The sequence below is a fragment of the Actinokineospora cianjurensis genome (genome assembly GCF_003663795.1).
GTDB classification, from domain to species: Bacteria; Actinomycetota; Actinomycetes; order Mycobacteriales; family Pseudonocardiaceae; genus Actinokineospora; species Actinokineospora terrae.
Genome location: NZ_RCDD01000009.1, coordinates 144814 through 156601 on the forward strand (window position 1 = coordinate 144814; position 11788 = coordinate 156601).

At 72.6% G+C, this 11788-nt stretch carries 11 protein-coding genes; 10 read left to right on the forward strand and 1 reads right to left on the reverse strand.

What is annotated here, in order from left to right; genetic code table 11:
• Window positions 1–125 precede the first annotated feature (125 nt).
• The 10 genes from CLV68_RS31425 to CLV68_RS31470 all read left to right on the forward strand — a co-directional run bounded on the left by CLV68_RS31425 (window position 126) and on the right by CLV68_RS31470 (window position 10900).
• Window positions 126–1241 (forward strand): acyl-CoA dehydrogenase family protein, encoded by a 1116-nt coding sequence (locus tag CLV68_RS31425; protein ID WP_121394624.1) that lies wholly within the window; start codon window positions 126–128, stop codon window positions 1239–1241.
• Between the two features lie 11 nt (window positions 1242–1252).
• Window positions 1253–2083: an SDR family oxidoreductase gene (locus tag CLV68_RS31430; protein ID WP_121394625.1), complete on the forward strand. Its 831-nt coding sequence runs from the start codon at window positions 1253–1255 to the stop codon at window positions 2081–2083.
• Window positions 2080–2904 carry an SDR family oxidoreductase gene (locus CLV68_RS31435; protein WP_121394626.1) on the forward strand — a complete coding sequence of 275 codons (825 nt, stop codon included), beginning with the start codon at window positions 2080–2082 and terminating at the stop codon, window positions 2902–2904. The genes CLV68_RS31430 and CLV68_RS31435 overlap by 4 nt, the downstream gene beginning before the upstream one ends.
• A 109-nt stretch (window positions 2905–3013) precedes the next feature.
• Entirely contained in the window at window positions 3014–3853 is an 840-nt protein-coding gene (locus CLV68_RS31440; RefSeq protein ID WP_121394627.1) for an NAD(P)H-binding protein, read from the forward strand.
• A gap of 54 nt (window positions 3854–3907) precedes the next feature.
• Window positions 3908–5410, forward strand: a complete 1503-nt coding sequence (locus CLV68_RS31445; protein WP_121394628.1) for an FAD-dependent monooxygenase — start codon at window positions 3908–3910, stop codon at window positions 5408–5410.
• A gap of 4 nt (window positions 5411–5414) precedes the next feature.
• Window positions 5415–6536: a methyltransferase gene (locus CLV68_RS31450; RefSeq protein WP_147460244.1), complete on the forward strand. Its 1122-nt coding sequence runs from the start codon at window positions 5415–5417 to the stop codon at window positions 6534–6536.
• A 165-nt stretch (window positions 6537–6701) separates the two neighbouring features.
• Window positions 6702–7745, forward strand: coding sequence for a methyltransferase (locus tag CLV68_RS31455; RefSeq protein WP_121394670.1), 1044 nt, complete (start codon window positions 6702–6704; stop codon window positions 7743–7745).
• Window positions 7746–7979: 234 nt separating this feature from the next.
• On the forward strand, window positions 7980–9368 hold the full coding sequence (locus CLV68_RS31460; protein WP_121394630.1) for an FAD-binding oxidoreductase: 1389 nt from the start codon (window positions 7980–7982) through the stop codon (window positions 9366–9368).
• 208 nt (window positions 9369–9576) lie between these two features.
• Window positions 9577–9873, forward strand: coding sequence for a sugar phosphate nucleotidyltransferase (locus tag CLV68_RS34410; RefSeq protein WP_170224700.1), 297 nt, complete (start codon window positions 9577–9579; stop codon window positions 9871–9873).
• A complete protein-coding gene (locus tag CLV68_RS31470) occupies window positions 9863–10900 on the forward strand; it encodes an NAD-dependent epimerase/dehydratase family protein (RefSeq protein WP_170224701.1) in 1038 nt (345 codons plus the stop codon). The genes CLV68_RS34410 and CLV68_RS31470 overlap by 11 nt, the downstream gene beginning before the upstream one ends.
• A 119-nt stretch (window positions 10901–11019) precedes the next feature.
• Here CLV68_RS31470 and CLV68_RS31475 read toward each other — a convergent pair whose 3' ends face one another.
• Complete coding sequence (locus CLV68_RS31475) at window positions 11020–11769, reverse strand: response regulator transcription factor (RefSeq protein ID WP_246010214.1); 750 nt, start codon at window positions 11767–11769, stop codon at window positions 11020–11022.
• Window positions 11770–11788 lie beyond the last annotated feature (19 nt).

The window sequence follows — 11788 nt, forward strand, 5'->3', positions numbered from 1 at the left end:
CTTCCACACCCGATCATCCGGGAACCCCTGCTGCTGCTCGGGTCTGGTGGAGTCGACCGCGTGAACTCTTCCGCACCAACCACATCACGACCCCCGTCGTCGACGGGGGTGAGAGGGGCAGGGACATGGCACTGTCTACAGCGGCACCGACGGGACTGGCCGAGGTCGCCGAGCTGGCCGGGGCGCAGGCCGCGCGGGCCGACCTCGAGCGCGGGGTGAGCGCGGAGGTGATCCGCGCGCTGGTGGACGTCGGGTTCGCGCGGTGGCGGGTACCCGCCCGCTGGAAGGGCGACGACCGCAGCCACGCGAGCCTGACCGCCGCGGTGGCCGCGCTGGGGGAGCAGTGCCCCTCGACGGCGTGGCTCGCCAGCGTCGCCGCCTACTCCGCGCGCTACGTCGGGTGCCTGCCGGAGCAGGGGCAGGCCGACGTCTGGGCGGACGGTCCCGACGCGCTGGCGGCGATCGTGTTCAAGCCGCTCGGCTCGGTGTCCCCGGTGGCGGGCGGGTTCCGGCTCACCGGCGCGTGGACCTACGTCAGCGGCGTCGAGCACTTCGGGTGGGCGTTGGTGACAGGCCCGGCACCCGGTCCCGGGTCGGCCGGGCAGCCGGTGCGGCTCTTCGCGATCCCGAGGCAGGACTACACCTTCGAGGACACCTGGGCCTCCCTCGGTATGCGGGGCACCGGCAGCCACACGCTCGTCCTCGACGACGTGTTCGTGCCCGAGCACCGCGTCTGCCTGCGCGAGGACGCGATGCGCGGCGCGATGGTCGGCCTGCCGGGGCACACCCAGCTGTCGAACCCCGCCGTGAGCGGGCTGATGTTCGTCAGTCCCGTGCTGGGTGCCGCGCGGGCGGCGCTCGCGATCACGGCGAAGTTCGTGGCGATCGCCCCGACCGGTCCGCGAGCGGGGGCGGCCCAGCCGTACCAGGTGGACTTCGCCAGGGCAGCGGGGGAGATCGACGCCGCCCAGTTGCTGCTGGAGCGGGCGGCCGCCGTCGCGGACGGCAGCGCCGTGCCGCCGCAGCTCGCCCGCCGCAACCGCCGGGACTGCGCGATGGCACTGGAGCTGCTGGTCGCCGCGACCGATCGGCTGTTCCGGATCGGGGGCACCAGGGTCCAGGAGGACGGGCACCCGCTGCAGCGGTACTGGCGGGACGTGCGCTCGGTCGCCAGCCACGCGGTCATGCAGTTCGAGCCAGCGGCGCTCGATTTCACCCAGGGCCTGATCGCGACGTCCTGAAGGAGCTGGGGATGATCCTGGTAACCGGAGCCACCGGGCACGTCGGCAGGCCGCTGGTGGACCAACTGCTCGCCGCGGGCAGGCGGGTGCGGGCGCTGAGCCGCGACCCGGCCGGGGCGCGACTGCCCGCCGGGGTCGAGGTGGCCGCCGTCGCCGACCTGCCGCTCGGGGGCATCACGTCGGCCTTCCTCGTCATGGCCGCGTTCCCCGGGGGTGTCGCGGAGCCGATCGCCCGGATGCGGGCGGCGGGGGTGCGCCGCGTCGTCGCCCTCTCGTCCTACTCGGTGCTCGACGAAGACCCGGAGAACGCGATCGGCGTGCGGCACCGGGAGATGGAGCGCCTGGTCGAGCGGGCCGGGGTCGAGTGGACCTTCCTGCGGCCCGCTGGCGGGTTCGCCGCGACCGCACTGGAATGGGCCGAGGGGATCAGGACCGACGGTCTCGCGCGGTCGCCGTTCCCGGACGCGCGGACCGCCCCGGTCCACGAGCGCGACATCGCGGCCGTGGCCGCCCGCGCGCTGCTGACCGACGACCTCGTTGGCGTGGCGCCGCTGTTCAGCGGTCCCGAGTCGCTGAGCTACGCCGACCGCGCCCGGATCATCGGTGAGGTCATCGGTGAACCGGTCCGCATCGCGGAGCTCACCCCGGAGCAGGCGCGGCAGGAGTGGCTCCGCGCGGGCATCCCCCCGCACGCGGTGCGAGCACGGTTGGGGATGTTCGCGAAGCTGGTCGGCCGCCCGCACGAGATCTCCCCGATCGACCAGTTCCTCGGCAGGCCCGGTCTCGACTTCGCCCAGTGGGTCGCCGATCACACCAGCACATTCCGGAGGGTTTCGTCATGATTCTTGTAGCCGGTGCCACGGGCAACGTCGGTGGCGAACTGCTGAGGCAACTGCGTGCCGACGGTGTCGCGGTCCGCGCGCTCACCCGCGACGCCGCGCGGGCCGGGTTGCCCGCGGGTGTCGAGGTGGTGGAGGGGGACTTCGCGGTGCCCCGATCGCTGGCCGGAGCCTTCGCAGGCGTGGCAGCCGCCTTCATCGTGGTGTCCGGGCACGAGGCAGCGGTGCTCGCGCAGGCGGCGGGTGCCGGGGTGCGGCGGGTCGTGCTGCTCTCCAGCATGGCGGTGCAGACCCGGCCGGAGTCCTTGATCGGCGTGATGCACCGGGACGCCGAACGCGCCGTCGCGGAGTCCGGGCTCGAGTGGACGTTGCTGCGCCCAGGTCAGTTCGCCTCCAACACCCGGTCCTGGCGGACCCAGATCGCGGCGGGCGACGTGGTGCGCACGCCGTTCGCACGGGTGGGCCTGCCCGCCATCCACCCCGGCGACATCGCGGCGGTGGCCAGGGCGGCGCTCGTCGAGGACGAGCACGTCGGCGCGTCCTACTCGCTCACCGGCCCCGAGTCGATCACACCGGTCGAGCAGGTGGCGGCGATCGGCCGGGCGATCGGCCGCGAACTCCGGCACCAGGAGATCACCGCGGGGCAGGCCGAGGCGCAGATGCTCGCGCACATGCCCGCCGGGATCGTGGCCGCCTCGTTGGAGTTCCTCGGCAGTCCCACCGCGCAGGAGACCCAGGTCTTGCCGACGGTCGAGACGGTGACCGGGAAGCCCGCGCGGACGTTCGCGCAGTGGGCCGACGACAACGCGGGCGCGTTTCGCTGATGCGCGGCAGCGCGGCACCGCACCGCACGTCGGTACCGCACAGCACCTCGGCGGCGCGTTCGCCTGGCGCGCCGCCGCACCCGCGATCGCGAGATCCCTTGGAGGACCGGTGTTCTTGGTGACCGGGGCGACCGGCACCGTCGGTCGCCTCGTCGTTGATCAACTCATCGCCGCGGGCCACGCCGTCCGCGCGCTGACCCGTGATCCCGCGCGAGCCCGCCTGCCCGCGGCGGTGGAGGTGGTGGGCGGCGACCTCGCCCTACCGGGGACGGTGGAGCCCGCGTTGCGGGGTGTGTCCGCGCTGTTCCTCTTCCCCGCCCCGGGTACGGCGCGGCCGGTGCTGCGCGCCGCGGGTGAGCTCGGCGTGCACCGGGTCGTCCTGCTCTCCTCGTCGGCCGTGGAGTACCGCCACGCCGGAGCCGACAACGCGATAGTGGCCTACCACAGGGAGATCGAGCACGAGGTCGAGCAGTCCGGTCTGGAGTGGACCCTTGTCCGCCCCGGCGCGTTCGCCACCAACGCCAGGCAGTGGGCGCCGCAGATCCGTGCGGGCGACGTGGTGCGGGGACCGTTCGCCGAGGCCGAGATGGCGCCCATCCACGAGCGCGACATCGCCGACGTCGCCACCCGCGCGCTGCTCGCGCCGGGGCACGGTGGCGCCAGGTACACGCTGACCGGGCCGGAGTCGCTCACCCAGGCCGAGCAGGTCAGCCGGATCGGCGCGTGCCTCGGGCGCCCGGTGCGGTACGAGGAGGTGCCGCGGGAGGCCGCGGGCCGCTTGATGATCCAGAACGGGGTGCCTGCCGATGTCGTGGCGATGACCCTGCGGTTCCAGGCCGAACTCGTCGGTGTCAGGGCGCGGGTCAGCTCGACGGTCGAGGACATCACCGGCCATCCCCCGCGCACGTTCGACCAGTGGGTCGCCGATCACCTGGCCGACTTCCGTTGACCGAGGAAGACATCCACCCCCGCGGTACTCCCGCGGGGTGAGAGGGGTACCCCGATGGCAGAGGTGATAGTCGCGGGAGCGGGCCCGACCGGGCTGATGCTCGCCTGCGAGCTGCGGCTCACCGGCGTGGACGTGCTGGTGCTGGAACGGCTCGCGGCGCGCAGCGGCGAGTCGCGGGCAGGCGGGCTGCACGCTCGCAGCGTGGAACTGCTGGACCAGCGGGGGATCGTGGACCGGTTCCTCGCCGCCGGTGGCACGGGGCCGTTCGCGCACTTCTCGTTCCTGCCGCTCGACATCGGCGATCTCCCGACGAGGCACCCCTACGCGCTCGCCATCCACCAGTCGCGGGTCGAGCGGCTCCTCGAGGAGCGCGCCGTCGAGCTCGGCGTGCGGCTGCGCCGGTCCGCCGAGGTGACCGGGCTGCGCCAGGACAGGACCGGGGTCGAGGTGCGGGTTGTCGGTGCCGCGGGCACCGAGTGGCTGCGCGCGGACTACCTGGTGGGCTGCGACGGGGGCCGCAGCGCCGTGCGCAAGCTGTCCGGCATCGGCTTCCACGGCTCCCCGGCCACGTTGACCGCGCTGCTCGGCGACGTCAGGCTCGCCGACCCGCCCCCGGGGCTCGTGTTCGGCGCCGAGGGCAGGCGGGACCGGGGGTCGTTCATGGTCTTCCCCGCCGAGCAGCCCGGCGTGCACCGCGTGATCACCATGGAGTTCGACACGGTCGCCGACCGGGACGCGCCGGTGACCGTGGAGACCCTCCGCCAGGCGTGCCGCACGATCGCCGACACCGACTTCGGCATGCACAGCCCGCAGTGGATCAGCAGCTTCACCGACGCCGCCCGGCAGGCGGACAGGTACCGCGAGGGGCGGGTCCTGCTGGCCGGGGACGCGGCCCACATCCACTTCCCCTCCAGCGGGCAGGGGATGAACCTCGGGATCCAGGACGCGGCCAACCTGGGCTGGAAGCTCGCCGCGGTCGTCCGCGGGCAGGCCCCCGCCGACCTGCTCGACACCTACCAGGCCGAACGGCACCCGGCCGCCGAGCGCATGCTCGCCAGCACCCGCGCCCAGACCGCGCTCTGGCGCCCCGGTGCGCAGACCGACGCGTTGCGCGAGGTGTTCGGCACCCTCATCGGGTTCGAGGACGTCAACCGCCACCTCGGCGGCGCCTGCACCCAACTCGACATCCGCTACCCGCTCGGCGACGGCCACCCGGCGCTGGGCCGCCGCCTGCCCGACCTCGACCTCACCGCACCCACCGGACGAACCCGCGCCTTCGAACTGCTGCACGCCGCGCGGCCCGTCCTGCTCGACCTCACCGGCCTGCCCGACCTGCGTGCCGCGATCGAGGGGTGGACCGACCGGGTGGACCTCGTCGAGGCGCGGTGCGACGCCGAGCACTGGGTCTACCCGGTGATCGGCGAGGTCCCGGCGCCCGCGGCGGTGCTGCTGCGCCCCGACGGTCACGTCGCGTGGGTCGCGCCCGCGTCCCGACCCATCGCCTCGGCGCTGCGGGCCGCGCTCACCGCCTGGTTCGGCCCCGCCCGCGACCGTTGACCCCGTGACCCGCGACCACGACGTGCCGCGGCAGGGCACCCGACGTCCACCCCGATTGGAGAACCCGTTGTCCACCGATGAGCTGACGACCCCCGGGACCACCGCCGAGCCCGGCCAGGAGGCCGCCGCCCTGATGCGGCTCGGCGACCTGGTGACGCCGATGTCGCTGCGGGTGGCCGCGAGCCTGCGGCTGGTCGACCACCTGCGCGACGGCGTCCACGACCTCGAGTCGCTCGCGCGGCTGACCGGCACCCACCAGGACGCGCTGAGGAGACTGATCCGACACCTGGTCGCCATCGAGGTGCTGGCGGAGCCGACGCCGGAGCACTACGCGCCTACCGCCGTCGGTGAACTGCTGGCGCACGGCCACCCGGCGAGCCAGGTGGGGTGGCTCGACCCGGCGCACATGATCGGGCGCGCCGATCTGGCGCTGGTCCACCTCGCGGCGGCGGTCCGCAGCGGCGGCGCTGTCTACGAGCGGCAGTACGGCAGGCCGTTCTGGGACGAGGTCTCCGCCGACCCGGTCCTCGGCGCCACTTTCTACGACCTGATGGCGCACGGCCAGAAGGTCATCTTCGACGAGGTCGCCAGGCGGCACGACTGGGCCGGGGTACGGCACGTGCTCGACGTCGGTGGCGCCGACGGCGACCTGTTGAGCACCGTGCTGGCCGCCCGGGCCGAGATCAGGGGCACCCTGGTCGAGCTCCCCGGCCCGGCGGCCCGGGCGCGCGCGAAGTTCGCCGATGCCGGGCTCTCCGGCAGGGCCGAGGTGGTCGCGGGCAGCTTCTTCGACCCGCTGCCGGTGTCCTCCGATGTGATCACCCTGTCGTTCGTCCTGCACAACTGGTCGGACGAGGACGCCGTGCGGATCCTGCGCAACTGCGGCGCGGCGCTGGAGCAGGGCGGGACCCTGCTGGTCATCGAGCGCGCCGACGACTCCCCCGCCAAGCCGGAACCGGGTTTCACCAGCGGCGACCTCCGGATGCTGGCCTACATCGGGGGACGCGAACGCACCTACGACGAGTGGCGGGAACTCGCGCGCACCGCGGGTATGGCGATCGACTCGGTGTCCCCCGCCCTCGCCTACGGCGCCCGCGTGCTCACCCTCGTGGGATCACCCGCCTGACGGTCTCGCCCGGACAGCGGGGCATCGCCGCGCCGCGGGCGCGCCGTGGACGCCGTGCGACCGCGGGCGATCGCGCTACCGAGAAACACATCGAGCAGGAGTCACCTGGTCCACGCGATCGGCCCCGGCGGCCTGCTCGCGCTGGCAGAGCGGAAGGAAGACATCGTGGCGCACGACGAAGGGCGAACGGCTGTGGACGATCGCGGGTACGTCGTCCAACTCGTGTTCGGGAGCCTGGCGGCGCACGCGCTGCGCGCGGCTGTCGACTTGCGGATCGTCGAGCTGATCGGCGACGGGGAGCGCTCTGCCACCTCCGTGGCCGACGCGGCGGGAACCGGTGCCCAGCCGACGCTGCGGTTGCTGCGTGCGCTGGCGGGCCTGCGCCTGCTGGTGGAATCCGCGCCGGGTGCCTTCTCGGTGACCCCGGCGGGTGCCCTGCTCGACCCGGGCAAGCCGGGCTCGATGGCCTCGCTGATCACCTCCTCCGGGATCATGGAGCAGATGATGCGGCCGGGCTGGGAGTACCTGGTCGACAGCGTCCGCACCGGGAACACCTCGTTCGAGAAGGTCTTCGGCAAGGACTTCTTCGGCTACCTCAAGGACAACCCGGAACGCTCCGCGAGCTTCAACGCGGCGATGAGCCAGGCCACCCGGAGCACCGCGGCGGTGCTGCCGGGTGCCTTCGACTTCGGCCGCTTCGGCACGGTGGTCGACATCGGTGGCGGTGACGGCACCCTGCTCGCCGCCGTCCTGCGGGAGCACACCGACCTCACCGGCATCCTGTTCGACACGCGGGAGGGCTTGGCCCAGGCCGAGGAAACGCTGCGCCTCGGCGGTCTCGCGCACCGCTGTTCCCTGGTGGCGGGGGACTTCTTCGCGTCGGTTCCCGAGGGCGCCGACGTCTACCTCGTCAAGAGCATCCTGCACGACTGGTCGGACGAGCGCGGTGTCACGATCCTGCGCCACTGCCGCGACGCGCTCCGGGCGGACGGCCGCGTGCTGATCGTGGAGCCGGTCCTGGCCGAGACGGTCGACCCCCGGGCCGTGGGGCTCTACCTCGGTGACCTCAACATGTTGGTGAACTGGGGCGGTCGGGAACGCACCCGCGCGGAGTTCGAGCAGTTGTGCGGCCGCGCGGACCTCGAGGTCGTCTCGGTGACCCCCCTCGCGGGACCCGGTTTCAGCCTCGTCGAGGCCAGGGCTCGGTGACCGGCGTCGCGGAGCGGGGCGTCGCCGAGCCGCGGCACCAAGTCCTGACAGTCCTCTGACGTGAGTTGTCGAAGCTCTGTCATTCCCCTGACAGTGGCGGGAGTTGCGCGCGCGCCGGGGTGATTCGGTCTCGCTAGGCTGGGTTTCCTCACGACCGAGCCCGCTCTGCTCGGAGATCGGTCCGTATCAGCCGGGTAGACCGGCGGCGGATATCAGCACGTTAGGAGTCACTCTGTGACAACACCCCTCGGCAAGGCCCCGCTCGCGATCAGGGGACTCACCGATGAGCAGTACGGACGGGTGATCAGGCCCGGTGACGCCGAGTACGACCTCGCGCGCGCCGTCTACGCGGGAGACGTGGACCGCGAGCCCGCCGTCATCCTGCGCCCCAGGACCGCCGCACAGGTGGCGCTGGCCGTGGCCCTGGCCAGGGCCACCGGCCTCGACCTGGCTGTCCGCAGCGGTGGCCACAGCGCGGCCGGGCACGGCGTCTGCGACGCGGGCGTCGTCATCGACCTCGTCGACATGCGGGGTCTGGAGATCGACGTCGACGCGGGCACCGCGTGGGCCGAGGCGGGCATCTCCGCGGGTGAGTACACCAGCATCGCCGCGGAGCACGGCCTCGCGACCGGTTTCGGCGACGGCACCACTGTCGGTCTCGGGGGATTCACGCTGGGGGGCGGGATCGGTTACCTGACCCGCAAGCACGGGATGACCGTCGACGACCTGCTGGCCGCGGAGATCGTCACCGCGGACGGGGAGTTGCTCTCGGTGGACGAGCACGACCACCCGGACCTGTTCTGGGCCATCCGGGGCGGTGGCGGCAACTTCGGTGTGGTGACCCGGTTCAAGTTCCGGTTGCACGAACTCGACGGCGTCTACGGCGGGATGATGGTGCTCCCGGTGACCGCCCCGATCCTCGAGGCGGTCATCGCCGAGGCCGAGGCCGCTCCCGACGAGCTCTCCACGATCGTGAACGTGTGGACGGCACCCCCCTTCCCGTTCGTCCCCGAGGAATACCACGGCAAACCGATCATCCTCGCGATGCTGTGCTACGCGGGACCCGCGGCGGCGGGCAAGGTCGTCGTCGACCGGTTCCGGGCGATCGCCCCGCCGCTGGCCGACATGGTCAAGGCCATGCCCTACCCCGGGATGTTCCCCCCGGCCGATCCCCTGGCGCACCCCATCATCGCGGCGCGCAACATGTTCCTCGACCGGGTCGACCTGGCCACCGCAGAGACCATCCTGGACCACGTCACCGCGTCGAGCGCGATGGTCGCCGGGGCGCAACTGCGGGTGCTCGGCGGGGCCATGGCGCGGGTCGCGGTCGAGGCCACCGCGTTCGCGCACCGCCGGAGCAAGGTCATGGCCCACCTGACCGCCGTCTACGCGGATCCCGCCGAAGCCGACCTGCACGAGACCTGGGTCGAGGGGTTGATGACCGCTATCCGGCAATCCGACTCGGGTGCCTACGTCAACTTCGTGGCGCACGCGGGGCAGGAACAGATCCGCTCGGCGATCTACCCGGGGGCCACCGGGGAGCGGCTCGCGCGGATCAAGGCGAGGTACGACCCGACGAACCTGTTCCGCTCCAACCACAACATCGTGCCTGCCACCGGCTGAGCGGCCGCCGGTCGTGCCCGTCCGCGTCGCCGCGGCGGGCTCGGGGCAGGTGAGCGCTTCCTGTCCGGCGGTGTCGCGGTGAGGCGTACGACAAAAGGGAACCTCGGGGAGGCGTGACCTCCCCGAGGTTCCCTTTTGTCGTACCTCGGCGCTCGAGCACGACGTTCACGCCCGGCAGGCACGGACCACGAACCGGGAGGACCTCTCGATGAAGGCTCTGGTGCTCGCAGGTGGATCAGGTACCCGCCTGCGGCCGTTCAGCTACTCGATGCCCAAGCAGCTCGTCCCCATCGCGAACACGCCGGTACTCGGGCACGTCCTGCGGGGCGTCCGCGAACTGGAGGTCGGCGAGGTCGGCGTCGGCGGCGAGGTGCTGGGGCTGGTGGCGAAGCCGCGGCAGCCGACCAGTGACTTGGCGGTCGTGGTCGAGGCGGGGGCCCGCGTGCCGCGGTCCAGGGTCGAGGGGCCCGCGATCATCGGCACCGGGGCGAGCCGTGCGGCCTGACGCCCGTCCGGTGGTCGGGCTCTCGGTCGTGGTGCTCGGCGGCACCGGGTTCCTCGGCCGCCACATCGGCGCGGCCTTCGCCGCACTCGGCGCCCGGGTGCACCCGGTGGCCCGGTCCCTCGGCCACGCCCCCGCGCGGGACGGGACGGTCATCGGCATGGACCTGCTCGAGGCGGAGCCGGGGGCGATCGCCGAACTGGTGCGCGCGACCGGCGCCGACGTGGTCGTCAACGCGGCGGGCCAGGTGTGGCACGGCACCGGGGAGCAGATGGCCGCGGGCAACGCCGTGCTGGTCGAGCGCTTGGTCGCGGTGCTCGCCGAGCTGCCGGGTCCGCCGGTACGACTGGTCCAGCTCGGCAGCGTCCACGAATACGGAGCGGGCGCGGTCGACGCACCCACCGGGGAGGACCACGTGCCCACCCCGGTCACCGCGTACGGTCGCTCCAAGCTCCTGGGCACGCGGGCCGTCCTGCGCGCCGCGGCCGAGCGGGGTGTCGACGGCGTCGTGCTCAGGCTCGCCAACGTGATCGGTGCCGGGGTGCCGGAGGGCAGCCTCTTCGGCCGCGTCGCTGCCCACCTCGGTGCGGCCGCGCGGGCGGCTGCTCGTGGTGAGCAGGTCGCGGATCTGCGCCTCCCGCCCTTGAGCGTGGCCCGCGACCTGGTGGACGCGCGCGACGCCGCCGCCGCCGCACTGGCGGCCGCGACGACACCGGGGGCGGTGGTCACCGGCCAGGTGATCAATGTGGGCCGCGGCGAGGCGATCTCGATGAGCGGGCTGGTGCGGCGGATGGTCTCGCTCAGCGGTCTCGCGGTCCCGGTCGTCGAGCAACCCGTCGGCCACGGCGCGCGCTCCGATGTCGCGTGGCAGCGGCTGGACATCACCTCGGCCGAGCGGCTCCTCGGGTGGCGGCCGCGCCGGGACCTCGACGACTCCCTGCGCGACCTGCTCGCCGGGGTGATGCCGCCGGGGCACCCACCCCTCGGTGCCGCGGCCACCACGTCGGATCGGGTGGATCCGTCCCGGTGAGCGACCGCGGGGAAGTGGTGCGGGGAGGTGGTGTGCGGGCGCGGTGCCGCGCACCGACCTCGAACTCGGCCCATACCCGGCCCGAGACCGGCTGGACGGTGCCGACCGCCCAGGCACGATCAGCCTGCCTGACCGAGCCGGAACCCCACGCCGCGCACGGTCAGTATCCAGCCCTTGCCGCCCAGTTTGCCGCGCAGACTGCTCACGTGGGTGTCGACCGTGCGCGGCGACCAGGAGTCGTCCCACACCTGACTCATGATCTGCTCGCGCGGGACGACGGAATCCGGGTGGGACGCCAGCAGGAGCAGTAAGTCGAATTCCTTGCGGGTGACCGTGATCCGGCGACCGCCGACTTTCACTTCGCGCAGTCTCGTATCAATGGTGAGTTGGCCGTGTGAAACCACACGGGGTGGTCCGGGTGATGAACTGGGTCGCGGCCCTGCTCGGCGCATGACTGCTTCCATTCTGGCCATCAGCTCACGAAATCCGTAGGGCTTGACAACGTAATCATCGACCCCCGCCTGGAAACCCAGAACGGAATCCAGTTCAGTGCCGCGCGCGGTGACCGCGATGATCGGGATGTTGCTGGTCTGCCGGATCGTTCGGCAGACCTGCAACCCGTCCAGATCGGGGAGTTCCAGGTCGAGCAGCACGAGTTCGGCGCCGTGGTACCGCTCGAGCGCCTTGGCGCCCCGCTCGGCGCCCTCGGCGGTGTGCCCGTGCCGCCGGAGTTCTCGAATCAGTGCATCCAGTGCTCGTGGATCGCAGTCGACGACGAGAATCTTGTATGCCGACTGGTGATTCTGCTGATGCCCCAGTTCTGTTGCAGATTCCGACAAATCGGCCAAAACGGCCGTCCTCTCTATCACTGCGTCTCCCCAGAGAAGC